Raw genomic sequence first — 26,456 nt, 5'->3', positions numbered from 1 at the left:
ATACGCTATAACTAGAGATCTTTTCAGGTCACCGGGAGTAAAGAATGCTGCACGACAACCCATTTTTACAGCCGAGTTTATTGCCTTATCAGGCTCCGCATTTTGACGTCATTGCTAACGAGCATTATCGTCCTGCCTTTGATGAAGGTAAGCGTATAAAACGGGAAGAGGTTGCCGCTATCGCCGCTAACCCGGATGCGCCAACGTTTGAAAACACTTATCTGGCGCTGGAGCAAACCGGCGCGATGCTGGGGCGGGTGACCAGCGTTTTTTATGCCATGACGTCGGCTCATACCAGCGATTTTTTGCAGCAGCTCGATGAAGCGTTTTCAACCGAACTGGCGGAACTGGCCGATGACATTCGCCTTAATGACAGGCTGTTTGCCCGTCTCGACGAGGTTTATCGTCAGCGCCACGGTTTAGAACTGGATGCGGAATCGCTGCGCCTGATCGAGGTCACATGGCAATACTTCAAGCTGGCCGGGGCAACGCTTAGCGAGGGCGATAAAACGCGTCTGAAAGCGCTGAATAAAGAGAGCGCGCAGTTGACCAGCCAGTTCAACAATCGCCTGCATGCGGCAGATAAAGCCGGCGGGCTGGTTGTTGATGATGTCAGCGAGCTGCAAGGCTTAACCGGCGCTGAAATTGCCGCCGCCGCTCAGGCCGCAGCGGACAAAGGGCTGGAGGGTAAATGGCTTATACCGCTGCTGAACTTTACCCAACAACCCGCGTTGCAAAGCCTGGCTAACAGGGCCACGCGTGAAAAACTGTTTAACGCGGGCTGGGAACGCTCTCAGCGCAACGACGTCAACGACACTCGTTCCATTGTGGCGCGCCTGGCGGTACTGCGGGCAGAACAGGCCAGGCTGTTGGGCTTTGACAATTATGCGGCCTGGAAAATGGCCGACCAGATGGCAAAAACGCCCGATGCGGCGCTGCGCTTTATGAGAAATATTGTGCCTGCCGCAACCGGGCGGGCCCGGCGCGAACTGAAAGACATTCAGCATGTCATTGACCAACAGCAGGGTGGTTTTCAGGCAGCAGCCTGGGACTGGCAGTTCTACGCCGAACAGGTTCGCAGCGCTAAATACGATCTCGACGAAGGCCAGATTAAACCCTACTTCGAGCTTAACGGCGTGTTGCACAACGGCGTGTTCTGGGCGGCCAGCCAGCTTTTTGGCCTGAACTTCGTCGAGCGGTTTGATATCCCGACTTATCACCGGGACGTGCGAACCTGGGAAATATTCGATAAAGACGGGCGCGGCATGGCGCTGTTCTACGGCGATTTCTTTGCCCGCGACAGCAAAAGCGGCGGGGCGTGGATGGGCAACTTTGTCGAGCAGTCAACGCTATTTGGCGCTATGCCGGTTATCTACAACGTCTGTAACTACGTTAAACCGGCGGCCGGTGAAGCGGCGCTGATTTCCTGGGATGACGTAGTGACGCTATTCCATGAATTTGGCCACACGTTGCACGGCTTGTTTGCGACCCAGCGCTATGCAAGCCTTTCCGGCACCAATACGCCGCGTGACTTTGTGGAGTTTCCTTCGCAAATCAACGAGCACTGGGCCAGCCAGCCGCAGGTGTTTGCCAACTACGCCCGCCATTACCAAACCAATGAACCTATGCCGGAAGCGCTGCGCAGCAAACTGTTCCGTGCCGCGCAGTTTAACAAAGGCTATGACATGACCGAGCTGCTGGCGGCCGCGTTGCTGGATATGAACTGGCACAGCCTTGAGGCGGGAACGCAAATTGAGGATGTCACACTCTTTGAATCTCAGGCGCTGGAAAAAGAGCATATCCGGCTGGCCGAAATTCCTCCGCGTTACCGCAGCAGCTATTTCGCCCATATCTTTGGCGGCGGCTATGCGGCAGGCTACTACGCCTATATCTGGACGCAGATGCTGGCGGATGACGGCTATCAGTGGTTTGTGGAGCAGGGCGGGCTGACGCAGGAAAACGGGCAGTGTTTCAGGGAGGCTATTTTATCGCGCGGCAACAGCAGCGATTTGGAAGCGCTGTATCGCGATTGGCGCGGTCATGATCCACGCAGCGAGCCGATGTTAAAAAATCGCGGGCTGGCGGGAGAATAACGCGAAGAAAGCGCTCTCATTAATGTAGCCACAGTGAAATCGCACTTAACGCAAACTGCAAAGCTATGATTTGCGTTAAGTGCCTTAAAAATCAAATAGAATATATCCGTGCAATTTACAGGGTTGCTGACTATAAATTGCAGACCTGCTCAGGAAAGTGCAGGGGACTTCTGGGATTTACTGAGTAATTACGGGGCCTGACTGATGTCGGCAGGCTCCCGGATTTTTAACCCCACCGCACGCTCGTTCACCCGCCCCGTTTATTTATGCCTGCGAAGTGTCGTCGTCTTTGCCGTAGTAAAGCTTGCCTATCTTAATCAGCGGGCGATCGTTGGCTTTGCGGTGCAGGTTGGTGTCGCGCAGGGAATAAACGCAGCCGCAATACTCCTGCTGGTAAAACTGCTCGCGCTTGCTTATCTCAATCATGCGTGCAGAGCCGCCCTGTTTACGCCAGTTATAATCCCAGTAGCTCATGCCTTCATAAGGCGCGGCCGCTCGCTGGCCGCAGTCATTGATTTGCTGCATATTTTTCCAGCGAGAAATACCGAGTGAACTACTGATGACGTTAAACCCGTGCTCGTGGGCATACAGCGCGGTGCGTTCAAAACGCATATCGAAGCACATCGTGCATCTGACCCCGCGCTCAGGCTCCCACTCCATCCCTTTTGCCCGCTCAAACCAGTTATCGGTATCATAGTCGGCATCCACAAACGGCACGCCATGTTGCTCGGCAAAGCGGATATTCTCTTCTTTACGCAGCAGATACTCTTTCTGCGGGTGAATATTAGGGTTGTAGAAGAAAACGGTGTATTCGATACCGGAAGCCTGAATCGCCTCCATCACTTCGCCCGAGCAGGGGGCACAGCAGGAATGCAGCAGCAGTTTCTTTTCGTTATTAGGCAGTTGCAACATTGGGCGGATAAATTCTTGCATAGCAATATCCTGAAATTGAATTCACGTATCGGCAAAGGTTAGCAGGATTTGGGCAACAGAATAACCATAAATAATTAAAGATATTAATGTTAAGGCCATTTTTCAGGCCTTAACGATATTCAGAGTTGCTCTAACGCACTCATCACGGCTTCCGGCATAGAAGGGCGGCCGTTTGCCAGGCAGGTTGCGACAAAAGTCGCCTCGGCATAAACCACACCGTCGACTTTTATCTGCTGGGCGAAGTTCACGCGGTTACGCTTCTCATTGCGCTCTAATTGGCAGGTGACTTCGACGCTGTCGCCTTTTTGCAGGCTTTTGCGAAAGCGCAGGGAGTATTCCAGCACCATATAGAGCTTGCCCTGGCGAAACTCTTCTTCGATATCAATCCCCAGCGCTTCACGCATATACGCGTGACGGGTCCACTCCATATAAAACGGGTAATAAAGGCCGTCTACCACGCCCTGAAAATCAATATGGCTTTCATCAACTTCATAATGCTTTGAAAACATGCTTCGTTCCTGATGTCGTTTAGGTAAGAGTTAAAAGCGCCAGAAAACGCCGTTTTGACCGTTTTTTGCACAGCTCGTTTGTGATACAATCGTCCTGATTTCACAACCAAACAGAGGATTAACATGGACACCGAGATAACCCCAACCACCTTAGCGTTTGAATTTCTTCGCCGTGAGCAGGAGCAGTTGACCCCCGCACAATTCCTGATCCGCCTGCAGCAGCTAAAACTGGAGTTTGCCGATCTACTGGGCTTAACCCACCTTGAGCTGCGCGAAGAAATCTCCCATGCGCACCGGTTGGGGATTCATTGATTCCTCTCGAATGAGCCACCGTCTGCGGTGGCTTTCTGTTTTAATGCTCAGCGTGAAAAGAAAATCAGCTTCAGCCCCAGAATCCCCATCACGCCGCCCGCCAGCCTGTCGATAACTGTCTTAAAGCGCAGATACGCGTTGCGTGGCCTTTCAGATGAGAGCACCAGCGTAACAATCGAGTACCAGCCTGCGTCAATCACAAAACAGAGCAACGGTAGCACCACATAATAGAAGGTCGGGATCTCTCGCGGCAGCAACGCGGTGAAAATACTGGCAAAAACTACCGCCGTTTTCGGGTTACTAAGCTGGGTGAAAAGCCCGTCGCGAAAGGTCGAAAACATGCTCTTCTCACTTTTGCCGACATTGCCTACGTGTAGCGGCTCGCGTGAATGGCGAATGATTTTATAAGCCAGCCACAGCAGATAAATGCCCCCCGCAATTTTTATTCCGGTATACGCCACCGGAACCGCCAGAAGAAAAGCCTGTAAACCCAGAAGCGCCATCAGCGAGAACGCCGCAGCACCAACGCCGGTGCCTAAAGCCGTCACCAGGCCGTGCGCCCGTGAACGAGCAACGGCATTCTGCGCCACATAAACAAAGCTGGGGCCGGGGCTCATCGCCCCCAACGTAACGGTGGCGGTAATTGCGAAAAGAGTGGTAATAGCGCTCATCTGCGGCCTTTCTGTGAGTGGGGAAACAAAACTTTTAACCTGAAAATACAAAGGCTGACAACCGAAACTGTGTGCGCATTTATTACTGCCGCTCCCGTAACCTGTCTATCATCCATCGCCCGGCAGGGCCCGGCGGTGTTTTATTCGACCATGCAACGTCAACTTCCAGCATTTGAGGCCAGCCTTCCACCGGCAGCGCCTTCAGCACGCCGTGGCCAAACTGTTTCACCAGCCAGCTCGGCAATATTCCCCAGCCAAATCCCTGTTCCGCCATCTCCAGCAGCAACAGCAGAGAAGGTGAAGACCAAACGGGCCCGCGCTCGGCCACATTACCCGGGCGAACAAAAGTTTTCAGCACCAGCTGCCGTACGGTATGTAACTCGTCCATTCGCACCTCTTTACGGGCGGCCAGAGGGTGATCACGATGGATAAAAATGGTCATCTCGGCGCCAACCTGCAGGCGTGCGACGGTGATATCCGGCGGATAATTTTTCTGCACACGCAAAACGCCTACGTGGGCGCGGCCGGATTGCAGCAGGTCGATAACGTCTTCATCTTCGGCAATCATGCACTCGAACTCTATATCCGGGTAGAGCGCGGAAAACTGCTGAAGAATCGACTCATGATGGGCGGTTTGCCACATGTCGGAGAGCACAAAGCTCAGGCGCGGTTCGACGTTATCCGCCAACCTTACCGAGACCTCATCAAGCCGCTCGCTGGCGGCAAATATGGCCTGTACGTAGGGCAGAATCCGCTGACCGTGGGCGGTAATCGTTGGCTGGCGGGCGTGGCGGTCAAACAGCGTCACGCCCAAATCCGCCTCAAGATTGGCAATCGCGCTGCTGATGGTGGACTGGCTCTTTTTCAGCTTGCGCGCGGCGGCGGAAAAAGAGCCCGTTTCAACGGCCTGTAAGAAGGCTTCCAGAGATTCCGGTGAGTAACGCATGAACTATCGCTTTTATCGATGGCTGTTAGCTTAATCATATCAGTAATTGCGATGATAATGGCGACCTTGTGAAACAGGAGTCATAAAAATGAAATCGCAAAACAGAACCTTCGCCGAACGTATCGTGCACGCCGTCGGTTTTGAAGTTATCGCCATTGGTATTTGTGCACCCACGGCCGCATGGCTGATGAATAAGCCGCTGTTCCAGATGGGAGCGCTGGCGATCATGCTGTCCACCGTCGCCATGGTCTGGAACATTATTTATAACACCGGGTTTGATAAATTCTTCCCGCCGTCCCGCAAACGCGGCATGCCTCTGCGCATCGCCCACGCGCTGGGCTTTGAAGGGGGCTTTATTCTGATCGGTCTGCCGCTGGCGGCGTGGATGCTTAACGTCACTCTGCTGCAGGCGCTGATGGTTGAAATCGGCTTCTTCTTGTTCTTCCTGCCGTATACCGTGCTTTATAACTGGTGTTACGACTGGGTACGGGCGCGTCGTTTCCAGACCGCAGAGAACAGGTAGTTGAAAATTTAATCCGCTTTTGCAGGATTGTGCAATCATCCAACAGGATTGCGCTACAGGAAAATGGCCTGAGTCACCGAGACTTAAACGGTAGACACAACCCCTGGAGCGCAACCCATGAAAACCCTCAATACTATTTATATCAACGGTCAGCACCTTACGCCGCACGGCACCGAGGTGCTGACTTTGCTTCACCCGGTCAGCGAGCAGCCCGTCGCCCACGTTCGCCTGGCGGATGAAGAAGATACCCGCCTTGCCATCGCCGCCGCAAAAGCAGCTTTTCCCCAGATGCGCCTTTCAAGCCGCGAACAGCGGATGATTTGGCTGCAAAGGCTGCATGATGCACTAAAAGCGCGTGAGTCCGAGCTTATAGAAACTATGGTAGAAGAGTACGGTTGCCCGACCGGCTTTGCCCAAAGCACCGTCATCCGCTCATATACCGGCTTTCTTCAGGCCAGCGAATTGCTGAAAAACTATCCATTCGAAACCCAGGTTGGTACGGCTACAGTAGTTATGGAGCCGCTTGGCGTTGTCGGCCTGATTACGCCATGGAATGCTAATTACGGTTTTATTGCCAATAAGCTGTCCATGGTTATCGCCTCCGGCAGCACGGCCGTTATTAAACCCAGCGAGCTAAGCGCGCAGCAAACGGCCTTGATTACCGAATGTCTGCATGAGTCTGGCCTTCCTGACGGCGTGATTAATATTGTCACCGGCCTCGGCAATGTGGTCGGAGCCGAGATAACGCGCCACCCGGACGTTGCCAAAATCTCCTTTACCGGCTCAACCGACGTGGGCAAAACTATTGCCCGTGACGGCGCGGCGACCATGAAGCGCGTAACGCTTGAATTGGGTGGAAAATCGGCCAATGTGCTGCTCGACGATGTGGATCTTGAGCGGGCAATTCCTCTGGCCTTGCAGGTTATGTCGTGGAACAGCGGCCAGGCCTGTATTGCCGGAACGCGGCTGCTGGTGCATGAAAACCGTCTGGAAGAAGTTAAAGAGCAGATACTGAAACACCTGAATACGCTGGTGGTGGGTGACCCGCGCGACCCGCAGACTACTATCGGGACCGCCGTTACCGCCCGCCAGTATCAGCGCGTGCAGAATTACATTCGTACCGGCATCGAAGAAGGTGCGGAGCTGCTGTGCGGCGGGGAAGGTCGTCCAGCGGGCTTAACCAGCGGCTATTTTGTTAAGCCGACGGTATTCGTCAACGTGCGCAATGATATGACTATCGCCCGGCAGGAGATCTTCGGGCCGGTATTGTCTGTTATAACCTACAGAGACGATGCCGAAGCGGTACAAATTGCCAACGACACGGTTTATGGCCTACAGGCTTATGTCAGCGGGAACGATGCTCAACGTACGGCGTCTATTGCCAGCCAGCTGATTGCCGGGCGCGTGTTTATTAACGGCGTTTACGACGAGCCGCTCGCACCGTTTGGCGGCTTCAAACAGTCGGGTCTGGGGCGGGAGTTTGGCGTCTACGGGCTGGAAGCGTATCTTGAACCAAAAGCCATTATGGGGCGGTGAGATGCAACAAGAGGAGCGGCCTGCGGGCCGCATTATCAGTGAATTATGCAGGTTGGTTGCCGGGCGTTTTTCGCCACAAGACTCAGGCCTGAAAGAATTGGGTAGCGCCTTGCCGTGGCTGAGTTTTATTCGCCTGGACGGCCCGACGCTGCTTAACCGCGGCATGCTTTCGCCTTCCATGTGCATGGTGCTTCAGGGCAGCAAAAAAATGCTGATTGGCGAACGCGTCAGCGAATACGGGCCGGGAAGCTACTCGCTGGCGGCGGTGGATATGCCGGTTTCCGGCCAGGTAACCGAGGCCACCGCTCAGAAACCTTATTACGGCGTGCGCATCGATCTTGACGGCAAAGAGATAGCCGACCTGGTAGTGAACATGAAAGTTACGCTCCCGGACGGCAGCGGGGAGAAAACCGGTGCCTGGGTTGCCGACGCGGAAGAAGAGCTTCAGGCGGCTTTTTTGCGGCTGGTTCAGCTGCTGGACAGCCCGGAACACCTTTACGCCCTTGCCCCGCTTATCAAGCAGGAAATCCTTTACCGATTGGTCGTTGCCCCGGTGGGAGCCGCTTTCTGGAAACAGGCCCTGGGCTGGGCGCAGGGTAAAGGCGTAGGGGAAGCTATCGCCTGGATAAAACAAAATTATGCCGAACCGCTAATAATTGATGAGCTGGCGAAGCGCGTGGGCATGAGCACCTCTGGCCTGCATCATCGCTTTAAAGCGCTGACCATCATGAGCCCGCTGCAATATCAAAAACAGATAAGGCTGCTGGAAGCGCGCCGTCGCTTGCTGAGCAGCGAAGGCGATGTGGCAAGCGTTGCCTGGAAGGTGGGCTATGACTCGCCCTCGCAGTTTAGCCGGGAATACCGCCGCGCGTTCGGAGCATCTCCTCTTCAGGATATCGATGCCCTGCGCCAGCAGGGCACCTCGCTTTAGGCTGGTTTACGCGCCACGATAAACAAACGTGGGAAAGGCATCAGCACGTTGCCGTCATGTTGCTTGCGGTAGGCTCGCTGGAGCAACTGATGATAGCGTTCAAGAAACGCCTCCTGCTGATTACTGTCCAGCCCGTTCAGATAAGGGCGCAGGCCGGTGGAGCTGAGCCATTCGATGATCGCGCGGGCAGAGGGCATGACGTGGAAGTAGGTGGTGCGCCAGATATCAACCAGGCAGCCGGATCCCGCCAGCAAATCGTAATACTCCTGCGCAACGAGCAGCGCCTCGCGGCTGGAACGCGAAATGCCCAGTTCGTCCGCCACCTGGCGCATCAGGCTATGCGTCGGCTCCTGCCAGTTATCCGGCATCTGTACCGCCAGCACGCCTCCTGCGGCAAGCTGTGAGGCAAGGTGCGGAAACACCTGCTTATGATTCGGTATCCACTGTAACGAGGCGTTGGCAAAAATCACATCCTGCTTCACTTCCGGCTGCCAGCTGGCGATATCAGCCTCTTCAAAACGGCAGTCGGGCAGCGCGGCGGCGGCTTTGGCCAGCATCGCCGGAGAGTTATCAAGGCCGATAATCGCGGCCGTGGGGGCAAGGTTGCGCAGCAGGGCGGTGGAGTTGCCGGGGCCGCAGCCTAAATCGGTAAACGTTTTGGCATCAGGGTGGTTAATTCGGGCAACCAGCTCGGCCGCCGGGCGGGTACGTTCAGCTTCAAACTGCAAATAGAGCGCGGGGTTCCAGTCCTGCATCGTTTTATCCTCGTTGCTTTGCTAACATGCCGACAACTATTTTATACGCTATTGAAGGTAACGCATGGCTAAACATCCGGTAGGCAAATATTTAAGACTACAACTTAACCATAATGGCAACGAGTTGCTGATTTACGTGGTGAAAGGCAGCCGCATCGAGGACATGCCTCCCGATGAGGACGAAGATTATCCGGGCGAAATGCACCTCGCGATGCCGAAGATGAACCGCGAGCTGGACGCCGAACTGGAGCGTTTACTGAGCGAAGCCTCAGGCGGAGACGTCATTGTCATCATCTGCGCCGCTGACAGCATGTTTGAGCACGGCTTTTCCCAGGTACGAGCGCTGCGCAAATAGTTTTATTACCCGGCACAATGCCGGGTAATTTTAATCATTAGTGAAGCCCAAGACGGAATAATTCCGTTGGCTCATATTGTCCTTCACAGCCTTCTACTTCCACGCACTTGCTGCGGCGAATCTGCTCGGCACTTTTCCCTTCGCCGTGAATAGCCTTAATCACGCCAGTTTTGCCCGTGCCGTTAATCAGCACACGGCTACCTGTGGTAATGGCATTGCGATTGCGGTCCCAGGTCATCATCATTTTCAGTGCTCCTCTTTGCGAATGAAAAAATCTGACGGCCACTATTTTAAAAAAGCCGGTGGCAGCTGAACATTAATCGAGATCAATACTGGTGCATTTGTATGATGAATGTTGGGTGCTGATAGTTACACCTGTAAACTATTTAAGTGTCGTTTTTTTAACTAATTTGGAGCATGAGTTGACATAAGTCTGGCGGCTGAATATCTTTCTTCGATCGTCTTTTTATACAGCGTTGTTTGTAATGCAACCTTTCTTTGCTGCTTCAAAAAATACACGAATTTCGGTTTGTGCAGGATATTTTAAGGGAGATATTCTGTTCGAGGTGGATGGCTTAACAGATGAATGCGGAGCCGTACCTGATTATGTGGCAAATAGTTTTGCTATTTTAACTCGAGGTGCTCCAACCCGGCCAACTCCTCAGCTTCTCAAGCTTATGAGCTGCCAGTGGGAACAGCTGGCCCAGACTTCGCTGTTATTATCGACGCAAACCCACCCTTATTGGGGAGAGACTATTCTCGGTGGCGACGATGGCTACAACCCTGCCCTGGAATTTTTTGATGAGATAATCCCCAACTACCTGAGAGGGTGGGAATTTGTCTGCGGTCTTATGGTTCCCGAGTACCCGCTTTTCAGCGCACTGGGTGCGTCTTACAAGCTCATGTCCGGGGCCAACTCTGAACGAGTAGACTTCTATTTGCCACAGGCAGAACTGGTTATTGAAATCGATGGAGGGCAGCATGGAGAAACTCACCAGAAACTCAAGGACCGGCAAAGAGACGGCTTTCTGGTACAGCATGGTATTAAAACGTTGCGCCTAAAAACTGAGGATATGCGCCTTAAAAACAATCATTTTTATGATTTTATCAGCCAATTAACTGCACACTTTGAAAAGAGCAAGCAGCTTGCTGGATATAAAAAGATGCTCTCAGACGGAGAGCAGCAGCAACCCTCGGTGCGGTATGAATTAACCGCCATTCTAAGACTACAAATTGCAATAATGCTGGCCATTTCCTGCGGCAAATTAGATTTGCTGTCATCCAGTTGGCGAGTGAATATCAAACAAGACTTCATTTCCGATCCAGAGCGCAAATGGATTGGTCGGGCGTTCGAAGAGTTATTTGGTTGGTTTTCACTGTTTTCAAAAATACGCAACCAGGTGTTTACTCCTCCCGACCTTATTTTTGATGATGATGAGTTGCTTTTTGATATGCGACTTTTCAGCCGCCCGGATGATAATGCGGGAAATGCCGCCGGTATAACGATATATACCAGCCCGGTGCAAACTCACTCATTCTCTATAGGGACGCAATCTCCGGCTAAGCTAATCAGGCTGCGGTGCTCAGGAAAATCTTATCTAAGCGCGAAAAATCCAGATCAAAGGTTTGTTGGTTTATATTCTGGTGAATGCCTGAATGAATTAAATTATCGAATCTTTGGGCATGGCAGTTTTCGCCCCGGGCAGGAAACGCTTATCTTAAATGCGCTATCAGGACAAAAGTCGCTGGGGCTGATGCCGACAGGAGGTGGGAAATCCCTTTGCTTTCAGATTCCTGCGTTATTGAGCCAGGGGGTCACCATTGTAGTGGTCCCGATCAAAGCTCTCGGCCGGGATCACTGTGCAGAACTAGAAAATGCTGGCTTCTCTGGCCGAGTCGTCAATATTGACAGCGACATGCCCGCAGCGTTGAGAGATAAAATTTATCAAGAACGAATCTTAAGCGGCGATATGCGCTTTGTATTTGTTTCTCCAGAGCGTTTTCAAACAGAAGGGTTCCGCCGTATCGTTCTCCGGCTACGCCAGGCCCATTTACTGAGAATGTTTGTGATTGATGAAGTCCATTGTATGAGTGAGTGGGGGCACGATTTTCGGCCTTCCTATCTCACCCTGCCGGGTACACTCCGCAAAATTGCCGGTGATATTCCCGTTCTCGGGCTTACGGCAACGGCAAGCGTGAATGTGTTGAAGGATATTCAAACCGAATTCCAGATTCCGGATGAGTTCATTGCCTACGAAATGCACCGAAGCCGCACTGAGTTAAATTTCTCTATCTATAAAGGAGATAACTCGTCCAGCGAAGTGATTAAAAAGATTGAGAAAATAGCGCCAGTAAATAGTGATGAGCCACCGCCAGCTGTGCATATATTTTCGAGGTACGCCAGTGGAAAAAATGGTGTCGAATTATTATCGCAAAGCCTTGCAAAGAAGCGGGGTGATTTAAAAATAGGGTTCTTTTCCGGCTCTATGCCTAAGAGCTTTAACCCTGAAAATGCGTGGCGGATATTGCAAAATAAACCTCTGACGGCGTCAAATGATTATGAGCAATATAAGCAGGTGGTTCAGTCATGCTGGAAGAAGGGTCTGCTTGATATCATTATCACCACCAAGGCTTTTGGGATGGGCGTCAACAAGTCTAATGTTCGGCATACGCTGCATGTCGGAATGCCTGGCTCAATGGAGGCATTTTACCAGGAGGCTGGCCGCGCCGGGAGAGATCGCCGTCCGTCGCACTGCCATATGTTATTCCGCGCAGAAACCGATGAGGCGGAACAAATCTGGCTCAAGCTGCAAGCAAACCTGACACCTGAAGCGGTGGAAAACGAAATATCCTCAAGAGGCCAGGCTTCCAGAGGTGATTTCCGTTCACAGCTTTGGTTTCTCAGGCAGGGATTAATTTCTCTGGCGGATGAACAGGATCTGGTTACCCGCCTCCATGGGATTATCCGCGATTCAGAGAAAGACAGCTTAACAATACATATAAAGAGCGTATGTGGAGATTTGCACAACGGTTTGCGTTTCCAGTTGACGCTTTTCCGCCTCTATCAAATGGGATTAATTGAACCCTGGACCGTCATTGACTGGGGGAGAGGACAAGGTGAGGAGCTTTCGGTGCAGGCGGTAGAGGTTCGACGGTTAAAAACCAGCTTCTCTCAAGCTTGCGGCACGGTTAAAGCTCGTATCCAGTCCATTGACGGTAGAGCGGCCGAGTCAGTGGTGATAGACAAATTGAATGTCCTGGCCAAAGAAACAGAAAACTGGCCAGGGCTTTATTCATTGCTGCTGGATTGGGTGCGCAGGACTCAGCTTGGCAGCAGGCTGCAATCTACCTGGAACTTGTACAATGCTTGTTTGAAATACACGCCCGAGCAGGCCGTTGCCTTTCGCGACACGCTCGAATCGTTTTTTAAAGTGGACAATAATGCGTTCCAGCTGGCCTCATTGCGAGACATGACGCTGGCCGAGTCAGCGGAGGCGCTTTGTGCATTAATTACATCAAAAGATAGCGAGGAGCTCCTCGATGCTTCTATCCTGAGAAAATTATCCGCCCAGTTGGCTCGTTTACTTGAGGGCACTCAGGAAAGCCCCGGTCTGAATCTTGCTGCTGCCTGCCTGCAATTATTAAATGAAACGGCATCAGACACTGAAACACGTATGCGTTTTCAACAAGCTGTCCCCGAAGGTGTTCTTCGCTTTTGGGAAGAGGACGGGCATACGCTCCTGGTCAAAGTTGCGGGAAGTAACGCCTACGCCCGGGAAGCTATCGCCCATTGGCTGCTCGAGGCTAAGCCAACACGACACCAGCTTTTATCTATACATAAAGACCTCCCGGCGGCGGCCATCAAATCCGCTCTTTTCCGGGAAGTTGCTGACGAATTAGCTCAAATAATCTGAGGAAATAATGTCTTTTGAAGAAGGTTTTGATGCCATTGCCAAAGTGAAAGCATCCAGTGAAAAGCTTGGCGAAGTGATAAGCAAAGTAGAAGAGCTTAGAAATTTACTGACGGATGTTCATGATGCACAGAAAAACGCCGGCAGCACATTTGAACAGGCAAATATCACAATTGCTGCATTAACGGAAAAGAGCGCTGAAATACAAAAGCAGCAGGAAGAGATCGAAAACAGCCTATCCCGGCTACCGGCCATTGTTGATGAAGTTATTGAGCAACGGCTAAGCAGAATTATGGAGCAAATGGAAACCCGCATTAGCGAAAGGCTGCGCGATGAGTTGAAGGAAACACGTACCACTCTACGTGAAGCCCATGAGAACAGGGCGGCTCAAACTGAGTCGCAGATGGAAAAAATCAAAAGCGACATCATTGCTGAAATGCCGCGCGGTATTCTCGGGAGACGCGGCGCCTGATAACAGTAGTCAGATAAATTCTGATGAAACGGCTGGTTACCTTATTAACGTTTATCCTGCTAGTTTAGCAACACTGTTTTGGCATATTACAAAGCCTGTGTTGCCAGGAGCTTAATATGGATCGTCGTCATTTTATTACCTGTATTACCGCCAGTCTGTTAGCCGCAAAGGCTGGCGTATCCTTTGCTTCATCAGGCATTAAACGCTCGGTTATTCCGCTGTGGAACGGCTCGCCTCCCGGCGGAGGTGGGCCTTCGGGGAGTATTCAAACCTCCGCGCGCGGCGCACAAAGCAATGTTGCGATCCCTGTCCTTACCGTTATTGAACCCGCTTCATCAAACGGCCATGCGGTGCTGGTCGCTGCCGGTGGAGGCTATAAGCGGATTGAAATGGGCTCAGAAGCCTGGCCCGCCGCCGAATGGTTGGCGGAGCGAGGGTATACCGCCTATGTACTCAGCTACCGGCTGCCGGGGGAAGGCTGGGCCGATGGCAATCTTGTGGCGCTCCAGGATGCCCAGCGGGCATTAAGAGTGATTCGCCAGCGCGAAAAACACGTCAGCGTGCTGGGGTTTTCAGCCGGTGGCCATTTGCTTGGCCTGGCCGCTACGCGGCAGGACTATCGTTCGTATCTTCGCCAGGACAAGCTGGACGACACGGCGGCGTTTGCAGACCGCGCGGCGCTGATTTACCCGATAATTACCCTGGAAGAGCCCTATAGCCATACCTCAACCCATAAAATTCTGGTGGGCAAAGATGCACCAGCGGCGCAGAACGCTGAATGGTCGGTGCAAAACTATGTTACGCCGCATTCTCCGCCGTTCTTCCTGGTTCAGGCGGAGGACGACCCGGTGTCCAATCCTCAGAACACGCTAATCATGGCGGCAGCCTGCGAGCAGCGGCATGTGCCGGTAGAAATGCACCGCTACAGCAGCGGTGGTCACGGGTTCGGAATGGGTAAGCCCGGAACGCCAACTGTTAAATGGCCGCAGCATTATGCCAAATGGCTGGCTGAAAGTTAGAGAACGATCGTTATTTAAAAATACAGCTGATAATTCCCCTCAAGAAATCCCCTCGTAATCCGATATCCCAAAGGATGTATTTCGGCAGGATGCCGATCCTCTTACGCAATGATGGCACGCAAATAACAATTAACTTTACGTGGTCAACATGGATATCAACGAAAAAATTAAAACCTTTGGTGAGGCTCTTAAAAACCGGCTCGATTCGTCGCTTATCGACTTTGCGCTGGAATATATCGACTTTTCTGAAAACGTACTGGCGTTTGAAACGCTATGCGGACATATCGCAAATTATCAGGTGCGCATTAGCCCGGAGGAATACAGACAGGTATTGGATATTGCCGGGCAACTGGAGATCGACAATCAATATTCTGATATCGATCCCCTGCGAAATTTATTGAAATAAACCATGGTCACACTGAGGATATCCGGCCTTAGGGTTGGGTAATCCTTAGTGCTGGTAGAATATATCCCCGGCCATTGCCTGAAGTATTTTCCCTTCGGCATCGGTAATCAACACGTAATTGCCGCCCATATAGGTCCAGTGGCTTCCAGCCTGCGGAGCGGGAAGGTGGCGCAGCTGCCAGCTTTTGATGTTGTAAGGCTCGCTACGGTAGATTTCCGGTGCGATATCGCCAATCTTATACATTTTGAAATCTGAGGAGAATTCTTTAAGTTCGTAGGATTGCGCGGACGTGCCCGGCGCCGTTGCTTTAAGCTGTTTATCCCCCGAGTAGGCAAAGGCCAAAGAGGGCAACGCGCCCGCCAGCCATACCGCTGTCAATACTGCCACTTTCGTCGACTTGCGCATAAATTCTCCAGAGTGAAATCCAGTCCGCTTTTGTTTAATCGTTTAACGAAGACAACGAATTTTCCTGATTTGCTCATTACGCACTGTATTTTTTTGTTAGCAAATCCTCCGTAAGGTGCCGATATCTACCAAATTTAGGAGGGGCGATTGCCGTAAAGAAGAATGTCGCGCTGCCGATATCCTCGGGGTTATTCACGATTTGCAGAGGCTTATCGTTCATTTGACAAGGAAATGAAGACGTAATGTATAAAAAAATATCTTTCGGCGCGTTGTGCGTTGCTACGCTGGTGCTCAGCGGCTGTGCACAGGAAAGTTCCCGTACGCTCGAAGTGGCTAAAGTAGCTAGCTACAACACGCCGTGGCAGGGCCCTCGCAGTCCAATCTCCATTGGTAAATTCGACAACCGCTCTGATTACATGAACGGTATTTTTTCGGATGGTGTAGACAGATTAGGTAACCAGTCTAAGACTATTTTGCAGACCGATTTGCAGCAAACCGGGCGTTTCAACGTTCTCGACCGCGCAAATATGCAGGAAATTAAAGCAGAAGCCGATATTAATGGCAAAAGCCAGCAGCTGAAGGGCGCCACCTATGTTATTACCGGTGACGTCACGGAATTTGGCCGTAAAGAAACCGGTGATCGCGCACTGTTCGGTATTCTGGGGCGCGGTAAATCGCAAATAGCCTATGCCAAAGTTGCTCTCAATGTCGTTAATGTAAAAACTTCTGAAGTGGTCTTTTCGTCTCAGGGGGCCGGCGAGTACGCGCTTTCCAGCCGCGAAATTATTGGCTTCGGCGGCACCGCCAGCTATGACTCCACGCTAAACGGCAAAGTGCTGGATCTGGCTATTCGTGAAGCGGTGAACAATCTTGTTGCTGGTATCGATTCCGGCGCCTGGAACCCGGCAAAAACAAACTAAACGGAATTTATAATGACTGGTTTATATAAAGTTACACTTGTTACTTTTGCATTATTATTGGCAGGTTGCGCCGCTAAGGCACCCACTCAAATCTATAAATGGGATAATTATCAGGACACGGTATACAAATATTACTCGCAGGATGCGAACCCGCAGGAGCAAATTGCTGCTCTGCAGCAGCTGATTGAAAAAGCGAAAGCCAGCTCAAAACCTGTTCCTCCTGGCGTACATGCTCACCTTGGCATGCTTTATAGCAATACGGGGAAAATGGATCTGGCGATGACTGAATTTAATAGTGAGAAAAGGGCATTCCCTGAATCTGCTACTTATATCGATTTTCTCACCAGCAAAAATAAGAGTGCCCTGAAATGAAATCATTATTAGCTCTATTTGCCATAGCCTCTGCTCTGGTCTTAAGCGGTTGTGCCCAGAATTCTAACGCGCCTAAAACGGACTATTCAGCTTTTAAACAGAGCAAACCGCGCAGCATCCTGGTGTTGACGCCGAAAAATGCCTCCCCGGAGATCAATGCCGGGCATAGCTTCCTGAGTGAAGTGACAATGCCACTGGCAGAGTCTGGCTATTACGTTTTCCCGGTCGCGGTGGTTGAAGAAACCTTTAAGCAAAATGGGGTGAGCAATGCGAATGACATTAACGCTATCCCTGTTAAGAAGCTGCACGATATTTTTGGCGCAGATGCGGTTTTATATCTTAACGTGACGGACTATGGGACTTCATACCAGGTTATTAATAGCAGCACTCGCGTAACGGCTGACGCTCGCCTGGTTGATTTACGTTCCGGTAAAGAGCTGTGGAAAAAGAGCGCTACCGCGTCGTCCGACGAAGGTAACAATAACAGCGGCAATAACAGCCTGTTAGGTATCTTAATCACCGCAGCTGTGACGCAGATTGCCAATACGGCTACCGATAAATCGCATGATGTTGCGGGCGTGACCAGCGCGCGTTTGCTGTCAGCGGGTGGGGGCAACGGCCTGCTGTACGGGCCTCGCTCACCTGAATATGGTAAAACAGCGCTGTAATAGTTGACCGATTCATTCACAAACCGTCAGCCTGCTGGCGGTTTTTTATTTCTGGTGCAGTACAAAAGAAAACGCCTCCCGGAAATATTATTTCGCGAGAGGCGTCGTAGGTGGGGGAAGGTCACCGTTCATTAGTCATCCCATTTGTGGCTAAACCAGGCGGCAAGGAAACCGGAAAACAAGATTATTCCGAGTACTGCCATAAATACGTTCATGTTCCCTAACATAATTAATCCTCCAGATTACTGCATTTCTATAGAAATACCTCGCGTGATAAAAAAGGGTTTACTCAGATGAGTGGAGCCATCATAGCGTACACAACTTAAACAATGCCTAACCGGTGGTAAATTATTCGTTTTGAGAAGTAAATGTACTTCTATAAGCGCCGGGAGAGGTGCGTAAATGTTTCCGGAAATGATGCCGCAGGGTCGCAGCGGAACCAAAACCGGCCAGTTCGGCTATCTGTTCCACCTGCATCTGGCTGTTCTCCAGCAGTTCGCGACTGCGTTTGAGCCGGGTTTGCAGCAGCCAGCGCGCCGGAGTCATACCGGTTGCGGCCTCAAACCTGCGTAAAAAAGTTCGTGAGCTCATACCGACAAAGGCCGCCATGCTCGCCACGGAATGATTATCTGCCAGATGACGCTGGAGATGGTCAAACAGCGGAGCAAAGCGTTCGCCTTCATACTCAACGGGCACCGCCTGCTCAATAAACTGAGCCTGGCCTCCGTCACGGTGGGGCTGAACGACCAGGCGCCGTGCGACGCTATTGGCCGCGGCAGAGCCAAAATCCTGGCGCACCAGATAAAGGCACAAATCTATTCCTGCCGCGCTACCTGCCGAGGTCAGCACATCGCCGTTATCCAGGTAGAGCACGTCCGGCACAACTTCAATTTCCGGGAAGCGAGTCTGCAAAGCTGAGGTGTAGCGCCAGTGGGTGGTTGCCCGCTTGCCGTTGAGCAGCCCGGCAGCCGCCAGGACAAACACGCCGGAGCAAATAGACATGATGCGCGCTCCGCGCCGGTGAGCAGCCTGCAACGCCCGGATAAGCGCTTCCGGCACAGGTTGGTCAACGCCTCGCCAGCCGGGAACAATTATCAGGCTGGCCGTATCGAGCAGCTCGGGCCCTCCGTCCACCGTCAGCCTTATACCTCCCATTGCCCGGAGTTCGCCGGGTTCAACCCCCGCAACGGCAAAGCGATACCAGTTTTCGCCCATTTCCGGGCGCGGCAGGCCAAAGATCTCGACGGCAACGCCGAATTCGAAAGTGCAAAGCCCGTCGTAAGCGATTGCGACGACCAGCGGATTTTTAGCGGCAGCGATTAATTTTGTCATAATCTTTACGCTAATGGTCATTTATGCCAGCTGTCAAGAGGGGGCCTGTCCGGCACAATCAAAGCTCATTCTAAAAGGAGGACTATGATGAGCTATGTTACCGATTACCCGGCCGCTGCACCTGATATTGCCGCCGCGCATTACCTGCACAAATTGTCTCTGGAAACCGACTGTGCGGATGTGAATGCCGCTATCCAGAGCGGCGAAACAGACTTCGTTATTCTGCATGTGGTTGGAACGGAACAAACTTTTTCCCGCCGCCATATTCCCGGCGCAATTCATTTACCCCATCGTTTTATTACCGCGGATCGCATGGCTGAATGGCCGTTGGATACGCTGTTCGTTGTTTATTGTGCCGGACCGCACTGCAACGGAGCCGACCAGGCCGCGCTCAAACTGGCCCGCCTCGGCAGGCCGGTAAAAGTGATGCCGGGCGGCATCACCGGGTGGGAAGATGAGAAACTGGCCTTTGCCTAGAGCAGCGCGCGTAGCACCATATCCGCGCCAAGCAGTATCAGGCAGACCAGAAAGCCGCGCTTAAACGCAACCGGGCTGATGCGCTTGCGAATACGCTGCCCGGCAAACAGCCCGATAAGCGCGGCGAGTACCGCCATTACCGAAGTGCCCAGGGCAATATCTTGCAGAGCTCCGTGCCACCAAAGCCCGGCGGCCAGCGCGAGAGTGGAGAAGGTGAACGACAGCCCGAGAGCCTGTACCAGCTCATCGCGCTGTAAACCCAGCGACTGGATATAAGGCACTGCGGGGATAACAAACACGCCGGTTCCGCCGGTCAGCAGGCCGGTTAGCAGGCCTATCAGCGGCGAAAGCCAGGGTTCATGGCGTGGAGGAATGTGCAGGGGACTGGCAAATAGCGTCCACAGCGCATAGATAATCAGCGCTGTGCCCAGGGCGATAGTCGTGGCGTGGCTACTCCCGGAGGCTAGCAGGCTGCTGCTGGCCAGCGTGCCGAGCACAATGGTCAACATCATCGGCCACAGGCGCTTCAGCAAAGCAGGCAGGTTGCCGCCTTCATAAAGCTGGAACAAATTGGTCAGGAAGGAGGGTAGAAGCAGCATACCTGCTGCGGCTAGCGGAGAAATAAGCGAACCAAGAATGCCCATCGCAACCGTCGGCAGCCCCATTCCGGTTACGCCCTTGACCGTGCCCGCCAGCACGAAGGTTGCCGCAATTGCCAGCGTTAGCGTCAATTCATTCATGAGGATTTCCTTCGTGGGCGCTGCGGCTGTCCTGAGGGGCCTGCTCCCGGTCAAACATGCCGTAATCACGTACGACGTGAGCCACCCGCAGACGGTAATTTTCAAACACGGAATTGCGCCCCTGGCTTTGTACGCCCCGATGCATCTCCTGATTGCGCCACTGCAACACGGCGGCTTCATCACGCCAGAACGAGAGCGAAAGAATTTTCTGCGGTTCGCTAAGGCTCTGAAAACGTTCGATTGAAATAAACCCGTCTATTTCCGCCAGCAGCGGTTTAAGCTCTGCCGCCAGGTCAAGATAGCGGTTATAGTTATTCTTTGCTGGCAGAACTTCAAAAATCACGGCGATCATCAGGTTGCTCCTTGTTGTTATGTCGCATTAACCCTAAATCATCGCCGGACCGGACGCTTCGCTGAGCATCGAAATATGGAAACCAATTTTCTCGAAACCCGCCTCGCCGCCGTCGCCTCCGCGATTGCCGATAAAACCCGTGCCAGCATGCTGTGCGCGCTGATGGACGGCCGCGCCTGGACGGCTACCGAGCTGAGCGTGATGGCAAATGTTGCGCCTTCTACCGCCAGCAGCCATCTGGCAAAGCTGATGGAACAGTCGCTAATTGCCTGCGTGCAGCAGGGTCGGCACCGCTACTACCGGCTTTACAGCAGCCAAATAGCCGGGGCGCTTGAGGGCCTGATGGGGCTTGCGGGAATGGATAGAGCATCTTTGCGCAGCAAAACCCCCGACAATTTACGCTACGCCCGAACCTGCTACGACCACATGGCCGGAGAAGTTGCGGTAGCCATTCACGACTCGCTGTTTCAGCTTAACTGGCTGGAGGGTGAAGGCTACGAGTTAACGAATCATGGGCGTGAGCAACTGCTTGGGCTTGGGGTAAATATAGATATCGGCTCGTCGCGGCGGCGCCAGGTCTGCGGCTGCCTGGACTGGAGCGAAAGGCGCGAGCATCTTGGCGGCCAATTGGGAAAAGCGCTTCTGCACACCTGCGAGCAAAAAGGGTGGGTAAAACGCGATTTAGTCAGCCGTGAACTGCATATTTCCGACACCGGCAAGCGCAGGCTGGGGAAAGTGTTTGGCGTGGTGTTTTAGCGTTTTCCTCTCCCACACAGGGAGAGGATATTTCAGGCCCAGCGCAGCTGATTAGTTCAGCCGATAATGCCGGTTAGGCTTCAGGGCTTCCGGTTTCTCCGCCTCGTCATTCATATCCCGCAAATCACGCTCGATGGCTACGCAAATGGCATCCAGCGGCAGATCGTTATCCTCGGTGCCAAACGGATCCTCCAGCTCTTCCGCCAGCGAGTCCAGCGAGATAAAGGTGTAGGAAACAAAGACCGAGACAAACGGCGTCATGTAATGCAGGTCGGTCACCAGGGCAAACGGCAGCATAATGCAGAAAATATAGACCGTGCGGTGCTGGATAAGGCTATAGGCAAACGGCATAGGAGTGGAGATGATGCGCTCGCAGCCGCCAGAAACCGCAGACAGCTCGTTGAGATGATTATCAAGGCTGCGCCACAGCACGTCCGAGATAACACCGCGCCTACGCCAGTCGTTCAGCCAACTGCCCATCAACATTAAAATACGGTTGCAGGGCGCGTGGCTCTCGCTCACCCAGGCTAAATCCTGCGGCGTAAGAAAGCGGCTCAACGTTTCGTGCTGCGGCTTTTTACGCAGCGTCATGCGCAGGCTGTTGCAAAAGGCAACCTGCAAATTGACGAACTGCTGTACCGCCTCTGGTTGCTCACCGGACAGCGTTTTCACCTCGCGCAGCAGCGAGCGGGAGGTGATTGCCAGCTGGCCCCAAAGCAGTCTCGCTTCGTTAAAACGGGCGTAACAGGCGCTATTGCGAAACCCCAGAAAGATAGCAATAGCAACGCCGAGGATGCTGAATGGAGCAATGGTCAGCTTGATGCCAAGCGTTTCATACCACGGCAGAAAGAAAATCACGCTGATTGAAAGTGCGAGGTTCAGCAGCAGGCGGGAATAGATTTTTTCCAGTACCGAGCCATGCCAGACAAACAGCCGGGCCAGCCAATGTTGATGTGGACGAACGATCATGATGAGTAACAGAATAGTAACAAGAGCCTGTATTTAACGGCAGACCGTGACCCAGATCAACATTTATCACTACAAAACATTAACAAGATGCCGCCGCGTTGAGATACGAGGCGGCACTTTGCCAGCCGAATCAGGCCAGTTTAAATACCGATACTGATTCATTTAGCATCTGCGACTGCTCTTTTAACGACATCGCGGCGGCGGAAGCCTGCTCCACCAAGGCGGCATTCTGCTGGGTTACCACGTCCATTTGCAGCACGGCCTGGTTAATCTGTTCGATGCCGCGGCTCTGCTCGCCGGTGGACACCGCAATTTCTGCCATCAGAGTCGTGACCTGATTAATGGAAGAGGAGATGCGTTGCATACTCTGTCCGGCGCGGTTCACCAGCTCGCTGCCGTTGGTCACCTGCTGCCCGGAAAGCTCAATCAAATCTTTTATCTCTTTCGCGGCGACGGAGGAACGTTGTGCCAGGTTACGCACCTCGGACGCAACTACCGCGAAGCCACGGCCTTGCTCTCCTGCGCGGGCGGCTTCAACCGCCGCGTTGAGAGCCAGAATATTCGTCTGGAAGGCGATATCCTCGATAATTGAAATAATGCTGTCGATTTTGCCGGAGCTGGTTTCGATATTGCGCATAGAATCAATAACCTGATTGACAATCTGCTGCCCGTCGTTGGCGGCGGCCAGCATGCCGTTAGCCAGCGTATTTGCCTGGTGCGAGCTTTCTGAGGTGCGTTTTACCGTCACCGTAAGCTGTTCCATACTGGCGGCAGTTTCGCCAAGTGAGGCGGCTTGCTCTTCGGTTCTGGCGGATAAGTCGGTATTGCCCGCGGCTATCTCTTCGGAGGCGTGAGCCACGGTATGGCTGGACTCGCGCACCTGGCCGATGATTTCGGTGAGGGAAAGACGCATCTGCTCGAGGCTATGCATCATTTCACCAATTTCATCTTTAGACTTGATCTCAATCGAGCGATGCAGAAGGCCGTTAGCAATTTCAGTGCAGTGGGCTTTGGCGGTATCCAGTTCTTTAAGCACGCGGACTTTAAGCAGAATAAAGATAGCGGCCAGAATAGCGATAAACAGTGCTGCAAACAGGGCGAGGGTGACCAGGCTTGAGTGGAACCCGCTTTGGGCGTTTTCATTTAGCTGGCGGGCATGTTGTTCCCGGAAGGCAAGCAGTTTATCCAGCGTTATCTCAAATTGGCGATCGAGCATTGGAATTGTCGCCGTTACCAGTTCGGTAGAGCGCGTTTTATCATTGGCTTTTGCCGCATCCAGCAGGGGTTGCAGGCCCCGGTCACGATAGGTGAGATAAGCTGCTTTGTAGTCATCGGCAAGCATCTGCTCTCCGGGCTGTTTAACGGCGTTGATATAGCCCTGGAAGCTGGAATCAGCTTTGCCCAACGCTTCGCTTGCGCCTTCAAGGCTCTTTGTTGCCTGTGCCGCGTTACCCAGGTCCATCTCCTGGACTGCCTGCATCGCGCGTACGCGCATGGTGCGGCTATGGTTGATCGGGTCGATAACCGATAACACAACGCGAATTTCGCTATTTACGTCATTTAGGGCGTGGTTGCTGCGGGTGAGAGACCAGATATTGGTGGCGGTGCTGGCGAGAAAAATAAGCAGTAACGTACTGAAAACTAAAATCGAAAAACGCCTGACTGACATAATTAATCCTTACATCGATAAAATATTCTTTCCCTGCCAGCGGCGAACGCTCTTCGTCATTGCTGGCTGTAGGGTTATCGGCAGAGGGAGCCGGATATTTACCGTCGCGCGAGTTAAGCGCACAAAGTGTAATCTTACTGTCATCTGTCTATTTTATAACTCCGGTACTTCAACCACTGATGTGTATAAAAACCATGAAATTAAAAACACTTGCCTTGCTTTGCAGTACCGTTTTACCTCTGGCCGGTCACGCTGCTGATGCGCAGACTGATCGTTACGTTGTCACGTTCCCGCAAGGTGATAGCGTGGAATACAAAGGTGAATACGCCGCTAACTTCCCGCATGGCTTGCCGGTGGGCGTGGGTTCAGGCCTGACATTTATCGGCAAGCAGGGCGATGATCTGGTGTTCGCTACGGTAACCGATCGCGGGCCAAATGCTGACTCGCCGAAGGCGGGTAAAAAAGAGTCAAAGATTTTTGCTAATCCCAAATTTACCCCGCTGCTGATGACCATTCGTGTCGGGAATGGCAAAGCCGAAGCCGTGGATGCCAAACCACTGCATGATGACCAGGGGCCAATTAGCGGCCTGCCGCTGCCGGAAGGTCTTATCGGTGCGACCAATGAAATCGCGCTCAGCGACACGTTGAAACAGCTCAGCAGCGACAAGCGCGGGCTGGATACCGAAGGCATCACGCCGGACGGTAAAGGCGGATATTGGATCTGCGATGAATATGGCCCGTTTGTGCTAAACATCGACGCTAACGGCAAAATTCTGAAGAAATACGGCCCGCAGGCGGAGCATGGTGAGCAAGGCGTGGCCGGCGGGCTGCCAAACATCGTCAAATGGCGCCAGCCGAACCGCGGTTTTGAAGGCATTACCCGTATGCCAGATGGCCGTATTATCGCTGCGGTGCAAAGCACGCTCGACATCGACGGTAAAACCAAAAACAGCGCACAGTTTACTCGCCTGGTCAGCCTTGATCCGGCGACCGGCAAAACTGAAATGTACGGCTACCCGATAGACGTTGATGTCTACAAAAAGGCCAAAGATGCCAAAATCGGTGACATTGTGGCGCTGGACAATCATCGCCTGCTGCTGATTGAGCAGGGTGGCGACAAGAATAAACAGATGCGTAACCTGGTCTATGTTGTTGACCTGAAAGACGCTTCTGACCTGTCGAGCTTCGATAAAGAAAAAGCGCCTGAATTTGATGACGCGGAGCAGTTGAAAGCGCGCGGTATCAAACTGGCGAGCAAGAAAGAAGTTGCCGACCTGCGCAAGCTTGGCTGGCAGCAGGAGAAAGCCGAAGGAATGGCGCTGATTGATAACCAGACCATCGCGGTTATCAACGATAACGATTTTGGCCTGCAGGCGGTGCTGGATAAAGCCGACGACTATCAGGTTGACGGCAAGGGTCACCTGCTGAAAGACGGAAAAGAAGTGGATGCTAAAATCGAGCTGAAGCCGCTGGAGAAGCCAGAATCACAGAATGAGCTGTGGGTGATTAAGCTGGCGGAGCCGCTGAAATAATTATTTGGAGCGTTCCCTCTCTTGCGTTAAGAGCGGGAACGCTAATGCTTCGTTTTGAGTCATCTGGCAAAAAATTTCACTGATGTGGCTGACACCACGCAAAAGTAGAAAATAAAAACTAAATAAAGGGCTATTGTCGGGTAACGGGCGTAAGGTTGCAGACCCCTTCACGAGATATGCCTGATGTCATATATCAGCTTTATTAAAGCGTTTTTCTCTCCCTCGGTGAGTCTGGCCTGTCCATGGTGCGGGCACCGGTCACGGCAAAGTTCGGCGAAGGTAAAGAAAGGCAGAATTCTGGTCTGCACGCACTGCGGCACGCTATTTCTTCCCTCTGAATGCCGCCAGCAAGACAAGAGGTAACGTTTTTCACGTTATCGGCCAATAAAACATCCCCCGGGCAACATAAAACTGATATGAACCCAGGGGAGGTTGTTGAAAACCCTGGGATTTATCCTCTCATCGCGTTAAGGAAGTTTATGTTTTCTAAGTATCTGCTATAGGTGGCTACTTTGTTTTTTAAATGAATCGTTTCCTTACTGCTTAGATTAGCGTTAGCTAATTTAAATTGAGCATTTTCGTTTTTTATCGAGATGACAAAGGTGGCGAAGCGGCTGAATCGCGGGTTACCTAAAACTAACCGGTATGCTGCTTTCCCACTATTGCAAAACAAGGCTCGCGTTAAATTTACTATTTGCATAGTCGTATCCTTTCGTTTTTAGTCGATCCAATAAATACATCAGCTATTTAAAATAACGGCTTGCCGTCGGCGATAAATAGCATAAGGTTATCTCAGGGTGATTAATGTTAAGTAAGCCGCGCAAAAAAGAAAAGAATATATTAGGGAATTAATGGCGCTGATGTATTTCATGAAAAATAAGGCCACCATTAC

Annotated in this window: 31 protein-coding genes; 17 read left to right on the top strand and 14 right to left on the bottom strand. The window is 52.3% G+C overall.

The window, feature by feature from the left end; genetic code table 11:
- Positions 1-44: 44 nt before the first annotated feature.
- Positions 45-2,093: a peptidyl-dipeptidase Dcp gene (dcp, locus tag HMPREF0201_RS10420; RefSeq protein WP_016536585.1), complete on the top strand. Its 2,049-nt coding sequence runs from the start codon at positions 45-47 to the stop codon at positions 2,091-2,093.
- A gap of 264 nt (positions 2,094-2,357) precedes the next feature.
- Here the strand turns inward: dcp and HMPREF0201_RS10415 are convergent, their stop codons facing one another.
- Positions 2,358-3,026 carry an epoxyqueuosine reductase QueH gene (locus HMPREF0201_RS10415; protein WP_016536584.1) on the bottom strand — a complete coding sequence of 223 codons (669 nt, stop codon included), beginning with the start codon at positions 3,024-3,026 and terminating at the stop codon, positions 2,358-2,360.
- A 119-nt stretch (positions 3,027-3,145) separates the two neighbouring features.
- A complete protein-coding gene (locus HMPREF0201_RS10410) occupies positions 3,146-3,535 on the bottom strand; it encodes an acyl-CoA thioesterase (protein ID WP_016536583.1) in 390 nt (129 codons plus the stop codon).
- A 123-nt stretch (positions 3,536-3,658) separates the two neighbouring features.
- Here HMPREF0201_RS10410 and HMPREF0201_RS10405 point away from each other — a divergent pair, with 123 nt between their 5' ends.
- Positions 3,659-3,847 (top strand): YdiH family protein, encoded by a 189-nt coding sequence (locus HMPREF0201_RS10405; protein WP_016536582.1) that lies wholly within the window; start codon positions 3,659-3,661, stop codon positions 3,845-3,847.
- Between the two features lie 47 nt (positions 3,848-3,894).
- On the opposite strand, the gene HMPREF0201_RS10400 is transcribed toward HMPREF0201_RS10405, so the two are convergent.
- Entirely contained in the window at positions 3,895-4,518 is a 624-nt protein-coding gene (locus HMPREF0201_RS10400; RefSeq protein ID WP_016536581.1) for a LysE family translocator, read from the bottom strand.
- Between the two features lie 82 nt (positions 4,519-4,600).
- Positions 4,601-5,464: a LysR family transcriptional regulator gene (locus tag HMPREF0201_RS10395; protein WP_016536580.1), complete on the bottom strand. Its 864-nt coding sequence runs from the start codon at positions 5,462-5,464 to the stop codon at positions 4,601-4,603.
- Between the two features lie 88 nt (positions 5,465-5,552).
- Here HMPREF0201_RS10395 and HMPREF0201_RS10390 point away from each other — a divergent pair, with 88 nt between their 5' ends.
- From HMPREF0201_RS10390 to HMPREF0201_RS10380, 3 genes are all read left to right on the top strand, one after another.
- Positions 5,553-5,987: a multidrug/biocide efflux PACE transporter gene (locus HMPREF0201_RS10390; RefSeq protein ID WP_016536579.1), complete on the top strand. Its 435-nt coding sequence runs from the start codon at positions 5,553-5,555 to the stop codon at positions 5,985-5,987.
- A gap of 117 nt (positions 5,988-6,104) precedes the next feature.
- Entirely contained in the window at positions 6,105-7,523 is a 1,419-nt protein-coding gene (locus HMPREF0201_RS10385) for an aldehyde dehydrogenase family protein (RefSeq protein WP_016536578.1), read from the top strand.
- A 1-nt stretch (position 7,524) separates the two neighbouring features.
- Positions 7,525-8,454 carry an AraC family transcriptional regulator gene (locus HMPREF0201_RS10380; RefSeq protein WP_016536577.1) on the top strand — a complete coding sequence of 310 codons (930 nt, stop codon included), beginning with the start codon at positions 7,525-7,527 and terminating at the stop codon, positions 8,452-8,454.
- On the opposite strand, the gene tam is transcribed toward HMPREF0201_RS10380, so the two are convergent.
- A complete protein-coding gene (gene tam / locus HMPREF0201_RS10375; RefSeq protein ID WP_016536576.1) occupies positions 8,451-9,209 on the bottom strand; it encodes a trans-aconitate 2-methyltransferase in 759 nt (252 codons plus the stop codon). The two genes, HMPREF0201_RS10380 and tam, sit on opposite strands and share 4 nt — an antisense overlap.
- Before the next feature lie 64 nt (positions 9,210-9,273).
- On the opposite strand from tam, the gene HMPREF0201_RS10370 reads away from it, so the two are divergent.
- On the top strand, positions 9,274-9,564 hold the full coding sequence (locus HMPREF0201_RS10370; protein WP_016536575.1) for a hypothetical protein: 291 nt from the start codon (positions 9,274-9,276) through the stop codon (positions 9,562-9,564).
- 37 nt (positions 9,565-9,601) lie between these two features.
- Here HMPREF0201_RS10370 and ydfZ read toward each other — a convergent pair whose 3' ends face one another.
- Positions 9,602-9,805, bottom strand: a complete 204-nt coding sequence (gene ydfZ / locus HMPREF0201_RS10365; RefSeq protein ID WP_039899317.1) for a putative selenium delivery protein YdfZ — start codon at positions 9,803-9,805, stop codon at positions 9,602-9,604.
- Positions 9,806-10,049: 244 nt separating this feature from the next.
- On the opposite strand from ydfZ, the gene HMPREF0201_RS10360 reads away from it, so the two are divergent.
- The 4 genes from HMPREF0201_RS10360 to HMPREF0201_RS10345 all read left to right on the top strand — a co-directional run bounded on the left by HMPREF0201_RS10360 (position 10,050) and on the right by HMPREF0201_RS10345 (position 15,372).
- A complete protein-coding gene (locus tag HMPREF0201_RS10360; protein WP_016536573.1) occupies positions 10,050-13,478 on the top strand; it encodes a DEAD/DEAH box helicase in 3,429 nt (1,142 codons plus the stop codon).
- 7 nt (positions 13,479-13,485) lie between these two features.
- Positions 13,486-13,947 (top strand): hypothetical protein, encoded by a 462-nt coding sequence (locus HMPREF0201_RS10355; RefSeq protein ID WP_016536572.1) that lies wholly within the window; start codon positions 13,486-13,488, stop codon positions 13,945-13,947.
- A gap of 116 nt (positions 13,948-14,063) precedes the next feature.
- Entirely contained in the window at positions 14,064-14,966 is a 903-nt protein-coding gene (locus HMPREF0201_RS10350; RefSeq protein ID WP_016536571.1) for an alpha/beta hydrolase, read from the top strand.
- Positions 14,967-15,114: 148 nt separating this feature from the next.
- A complete protein-coding gene (locus tag HMPREF0201_RS10345; protein WP_016536570.1) occupies positions 15,115-15,372 on the top strand; it encodes a MafI family immunity protein in 258 nt (85 codons plus the stop codon).
- A 45-nt stretch (positions 15,373-15,417) separates the two neighbouring features.
- On the opposite strand, the gene HMPREF0201_RS10340 is transcribed toward HMPREF0201_RS10345, so the two are convergent.
- Complete coding sequence (locus HMPREF0201_RS10340; protein ID WP_016536569.1) at positions 15,418-15,777, bottom strand: RcnB family protein; 360 nt, start codon at positions 15,775-15,777, stop codon at positions 15,418-15,420.
- Between the two features lie 242 nt (positions 15,778-16,019).
- Here HMPREF0201_RS10340 and HMPREF0201_RS10335 point away from each other — a divergent pair, with 242 nt between their 5' ends.
- From HMPREF0201_RS10335 to HMPREF0201_RS10325, 3 genes are read left to right on the top strand one after another with little or no spacing between them, the layout of a single operon-like run.
- On the top strand, positions 16,020-16,697 hold the full coding sequence (locus HMPREF0201_RS10335; RefSeq protein ID WP_016536567.1) for a CsgG/HfaB family protein: 678 nt from the start codon (positions 16,020-16,022) through the stop codon (positions 16,695-16,697).
- 12 nt (positions 16,698-16,709) lie between these two features.
- Positions 16,710-17,069, top strand: a complete 360-nt coding sequence (locus HMPREF0201_RS10330; RefSeq protein ID WP_016536566.1) for a DUF4810 domain-containing protein — start codon at positions 16,710-16,712, stop codon at positions 17,067-17,069.
- The gene (locus HMPREF0201_RS10325) at positions 17,066-17,737 is read left to right on the top strand and encodes a DUF799 domain-containing protein (RefSeq protein WP_016536565.1); all 672 of its coding nucleotides are present in this window, start codon (positions 17,066-17,068) and stop codon (positions 17,735-17,737) included. The genes HMPREF0201_RS10330 and HMPREF0201_RS10325 overlap by 4 nt, the downstream gene beginning before the upstream one ends.
- 131 nt (positions 17,738-17,868) lie before the next feature.
- On the opposite strand, the gene mgtS is transcribed toward HMPREF0201_RS10325, so the two are convergent.
- Both mgtS and ftrA read right to left on the bottom strand, forming a co-directional pair.
- Positions 17,869-17,964, bottom strand: a complete 96-nt coding sequence (gene mgtS, locus HMPREF0201_RS23055; protein WP_039898262.1) for a protein MgtS — start codon at positions 17,962-17,964, stop codon at positions 17,869-17,871.
- Positions 17,965-18,085: 121 nt separating this feature from the next.
- Complete coding sequence (gene ftrA, locus HMPREF0201_RS10320; protein WP_016536563.1) at positions 18,086-19,090, bottom strand: transcriptional regulator FtrA; 1,005 nt, start codon at positions 19,088-19,090, stop codon at positions 18,086-18,088.
- Between the two features lie 66 nt (positions 19,091-19,156).
- Between ftrA and HMPREF0201_RS10315 the strand changes: the two genes are divergently transcribed.
- Positions 19,157-19,546: a rhodanese-like domain-containing protein gene (locus tag HMPREF0201_RS10315; protein WP_039898260.1), complete on the top strand. Its 390-nt coding sequence runs from the start codon at positions 19,157-19,159 to the stop codon at positions 19,544-19,546.
- Here HMPREF0201_RS10315 and HMPREF0201_RS10310 read toward each other — a convergent pair.
- Together HMPREF0201_RS10310 and HMPREF0201_RS10305 are read right to left on the bottom strand one after the other, a co-directional pair.
- The gene (locus HMPREF0201_RS10310) at positions 19,543-20,286 is read right to left on the bottom strand and encodes a sulfite exporter TauE/SafE family protein (protein ID WP_016536561.1); all 744 of its coding nucleotides are present in this window, start codon (positions 20,284-20,286) and stop codon (positions 19,543-19,545) included. The two genes, HMPREF0201_RS10315 and HMPREF0201_RS10310, sit on opposite strands and share 4 nt — an antisense overlap.
- Positions 20,279-20,638 (bottom strand): antibiotic biosynthesis monooxygenase family protein, encoded by a 360-nt coding sequence (locus HMPREF0201_RS10305; protein WP_016536560.1) that lies wholly within the window; start codon positions 20,636-20,638, stop codon positions 20,279-20,281. The genes HMPREF0201_RS10310 and HMPREF0201_RS10305 overlap by 8 nt, the downstream gene beginning before the upstream one ends.
- A 75-nt stretch (positions 20,639-20,713) precedes the next feature.
- Here HMPREF0201_RS10305 and HMPREF0201_RS10300 point away from each other — a divergent pair, with 75 nt between their 5' ends.
- The gene (locus HMPREF0201_RS10300) at positions 20,714-21,394 is read left to right on the top strand and encodes an ArsR/SmtB family transcription factor (RefSeq protein WP_016536559.1); all 681 of its coding nucleotides are present in this window, start codon (positions 20,714-20,716) and stop codon (positions 21,392-21,394) included.
- A gap of 51 nt (positions 21,395-21,445) precedes the next feature.
- Here HMPREF0201_RS10300 and HMPREF0201_RS10295 read toward each other — a convergent pair whose 3' ends face one another.
- Complete coding sequence (locus tag HMPREF0201_RS10295; RefSeq protein ID WP_016536558.1) at positions 21,446-22,363, bottom strand: bestrophin family protein; 918 nt, start codon at positions 22,361-22,363, stop codon at positions 21,446-21,448.
- 130 nt (positions 22,364-22,493) lie between these two features.
- Positions 22,494-24,032, bottom strand: a complete 1,539-nt coding sequence (locus HMPREF0201_RS10290; protein WP_016536557.1) for a methyl-accepting chemotaxis protein — start codon at positions 24,030-24,032, stop codon at positions 22,494-22,496.
- A 194-nt stretch (positions 24,033-24,226) separates the two neighbouring features.
- On the opposite strand from HMPREF0201_RS10290, the gene HMPREF0201_RS10285 reads away from it, so the two are divergent.
- Entirely contained in the window at positions 24,227-25,564 is a 1,338-nt protein-coding gene (locus tag HMPREF0201_RS10285; protein ID WP_039899315.1) for an esterase-like activity of phytase family protein, read from the top strand.
- Between the two features lie 183 nt (positions 25,565-25,747).
- Complete coding sequence (locus HMPREF0201_RS23350; protein ID WP_115586240.1) at positions 25,748-25,927, top strand: YnfU family zinc-binding protein; 180 nt, start codon at positions 25,748-25,750, stop codon at positions 25,925-25,927.
- Positions 25,928-26,015: 88 nt separating this feature from the next.
- Here the strand turns inward: HMPREF0201_RS23350 and HMPREF0201_RS10280 are convergent, their stop codons facing one another.
- Positions 26,016-26,264 (bottom strand): hypothetical protein, encoded by a 249-nt coding sequence (locus tag HMPREF0201_RS10280; protein WP_016536554.1) that lies wholly within the window; start codon positions 26,262-26,264, stop codon positions 26,016-26,018.
- Positions 26,265-26,456: the final 192 nt, after the last annotated feature.

Source organism: Cedecea davisae DSM 4568 (assembly GCF_000412335.2).
Classification (GTDB): Bacteria; Pseudomonadota; Gammaproteobacteria; order Enterobacterales; family Enterobacteriaceae; genus Cedecea; species Cedecea davisae.
This window is presented reverse-complemented; position numbering and strand designations above follow the sequence as displayed.

Coding starts and splice junctions, on each gene's coding strand:
- ydfZ (WP_039899317.1), bottom strand. CDS start 9,805: ATGATGACCTGGGACCGCAATCGCAATGCCATTACCACAGGTAGCCGT.
- HMPREF0201_RS10380 (WP_016536577.1), top strand. CDS start 7,525: ATGCAACAAGAGGAGCGGCCTGCGGGCCGCATTATCAGTGAATTATGC.
- mgtS (WP_039898262.1), bottom strand. CDS start 17,964: ATGTTAGGGAACATGAACGTATTTATGGCAGTACTCGGAATAATCTTG.
- HMPREF0201_RS10340 (WP_016536569.1), bottom strand. CDS start 15,777: ATGCGCAAGTCGACGAAAGTGGCAGTATTGACAGCGGTATGGCTGGCG.
- HMPREF0201_RS10315 (WP_039898260.1), top strand. CDS start 19,157: ATGAGCTATGTTACCGATTACCCGGCCGCTGCACCTGATATTGCCGCC.
- HMPREF0201_RS10410 (WP_016536583.1), bottom strand. CDS start 3,535: ATGTTTTCAAAGCATTATGAAGTTGATGAAAGCCATATTGATTTTCAG.
- HMPREF0201_RS10405 (WP_016536582.1), top strand. CDS start 3,659: ATGGACACCGAGATAACCCCAACCACCTTAGCGTTTGAATTTCTTCGC.
- HMPREF0201_RS10415 (WP_016536584.1), bottom strand. CDS start 3,026: ATGCAAGAATTTATCCGCCCAATGTTGCAACTGCCTAATAACGAAAAG.
- HMPREF0201_RS10330 (WP_016536566.1), top strand. CDS start 16,710: ATGACTGGTTTATATAAAGTTACACTTGTTACTTTTGCATTATTATTG.
- HMPREF0201_RS10370 (WP_016536575.1), top strand. CDS start 9,274: ATGGCTAAACATCCGGTAGGCAAATATTTAAGACTACAACTTAACCAT.
- HMPREF0201_RS10400 (WP_016536581.1), bottom strand. CDS start 4,518: ATGAGCGCTATTACCACTCTTTTCGCAATTACCGCCACCGTTACGTTG.
- HMPREF0201_RS10300 (WP_016536559.1), top strand. CDS start 20,714: ATGGAAACCAATTTTCTCGAAACCCGCCTCGCCGCCGTCGCCTCCGCG.
- HMPREF0201_RS10360 (WP_016536573.1), top strand. CDS start 10,050: ATGCAACCTTTCTTTGCTGCTTCAAAAAATACACGAATTTCGGTTTGT.
- HMPREF0201_RS10335 (WP_016536567.1), top strand. CDS start 16,020: ATGTATAAAAAAATATCTTTCGGCGCGTTGTGCGTTGCTACGCTGGTG.
- HMPREF0201_RS10295 (WP_016536558.1), bottom strand. CDS start 22,363: ATGATCGTTCGTCCACATCAACATTGGCTGGCCCGGCTGTTTGTCTGG.
- HMPREF0201_RS10390 (WP_016536579.1), top strand. CDS start 5,553: ATGAAATCGCAAAACAGAACCTTCGCCGAACGTATCGTGCACGCCGTC.
- HMPREF0201_RS10325 (WP_016536565.1), top strand. CDS start 17,066: ATGAAATCATTATTAGCTCTATTTGCCATAGCCTCTGCTCTGGTCTTA.
- HMPREF0201_RS10290 (WP_016536557.1), bottom strand. CDS start 24,032: ATGTCAGTCAGGCGTTTTTCGATTTTAGTTTTCAGTACGTTACTGCTT.
- HMPREF0201_RS10345 (WP_016536570.1), top strand. CDS start 15,115: ATGGATATCAACGAAAAAATTAAAACCTTTGGTGAGGCTCTTAAAAAC.
- HMPREF0201_RS10310 (WP_016536561.1), bottom strand. CDS start 20,286: ATGAATGAATTGACGCTAACGCTGGCAATTGCGGCAACCTTCGTGCTG.
- tam (WP_016536576.1), bottom strand. CDS start 9,209: ATGCAGGACTGGAACCCCGCGCTCTATTTGCAGTTTGAAGCTGAACGT.
- HMPREF0201_RS10305 (WP_016536560.1), bottom strand. CDS start 20,638: ATGATCGCCGTGATTTTTGAAGTTCTGCCAGCAAAGAATAACTATAAC.
- HMPREF0201_RS10280 (WP_016536554.1), bottom strand. CDS start 26,264: ATGCAAATAGTAAATTTAACGCGAGCCTTGTTTTGCAATAGTGGGAAA.
- HMPREF0201_RS10395 (WP_016536580.1), bottom strand. CDS start 5,464: ATGCGTTACTCACCGGAATCTCTGGAAGCCTTCTTACAGGCCGTTGAA.
- dcp (WP_016536585.1), top strand. CDS start 45: ATGCTGCACGACAACCCATTTTTACAGCCGAGTTTATTGCCTTATCAG.
- HMPREF0201_RS10355 (WP_016536572.1), top strand. CDS start 13,486: ATGTCTTTTGAAGAAGGTTTTGATGCCATTGCCAAAGTGAAAGCATCC.
- HMPREF0201_RS23350 (WP_115586240.1), top strand. CDS start 25,748: ATGTCATATATCAGCTTTATTAAAGCGTTTTTCTCTCCCTCGGTGAGT.
- ftrA (WP_016536563.1), bottom strand. CDS start 19,090: ATGACCATTAGCGTAAAGATTATGACAAAATTAATCGCTGCCGCTAAA.
- HMPREF0201_RS10385 (WP_016536578.1), top strand. CDS start 6,105: ATGAAAACCCTCAATACTATTTATATCAACGGTCAGCACCTTACGCCG.
- HMPREF0201_RS10350 (WP_016536571.1), top strand. CDS start 14,064: ATGGATCGTCGTCATTTTATTACCTGTATTACCGCCAGTCTGTTAGCC.
- HMPREF0201_RS10285 (WP_039899315.1), top strand. CDS start 24,227: ATGAAATTAAAAACACTTGCCTTGCTTTGCAGTACCGTTTTACCTCTG.